This window comes from Streptomyces sp. AC627_RSS907 (assembly GCF_019049165.1).
The window spans coordinates 1-648 of the sequence record NZ_JAGMUE010000247.1; the positions used below are offsets into that span (position 1 = coordinate 1).

1 pseudogene is annotated in these 648 nt (G+C 83.0%); it reads left to right on the top strand.

What is annotated here, in order from left to right:
- Positions 1 to 648 (top strand): annotated as a pseudogene (locus tag KUM32_RS33035) (hypothetical protein); the annotation flags it as partial.

Below are 648 nucleotides of genomic sequence, written 5' to 3' on the forward strand. Positions count from 1 at the left end.
CTGCGGGGTGGAGCCGGCCGCGCGGGTGCGCCCCCTCGCGGCCGGCTCCACCCCGCAGGCCCCGTCCGCCGCCCAGCCGGGACCCGTCGTGGCGCGGGACCAGCAGGTGCCCCGCACCCCGGCCCAACGCGCGCCGCAGGCGTACGCCCCCCAGGCGGCCCCGCAGCCGAACGCGCCCCAGGCGGCGCCCCGTCCGGCCACACCGCACCAACCGCACGAGCCCCGCCCGCCGCACGCACACCCGCAGGGCGCCCCCGGCCCGCACCCGGCCTCCGCCTCCCAGTCGGCCACCCGGCAGCCCAGCAACCCGCAGTCGTACGCGCCGGGCCAGGGCGCGCCCGGCCACGCGACGCCCCCAGCGGACCCGTCCCAGCCCGTGGCCCAGCCCGCGGGCCGCGCCGCGCCCGCGAGCGTGCCAGGTCAGAGCCGCGGGCAAGCCGTATCGCCGGCGGAGTACGCGCCGGGCACCGTGCCCGCGCCGCGGCAGCCGACCTCCGCCGTGCCCCCGGCCCGGGCCACGGCCGGCGGCGCCGACCACCCCGGCGCCCCCGCGCACACCGACCCCGAGTACACCCCGACCGAGCGCGACCTGCCCGTCATCGCGCGCGGTGTGGGGCCCGGCAGCACCATCGCCGACCTGTCCACGGC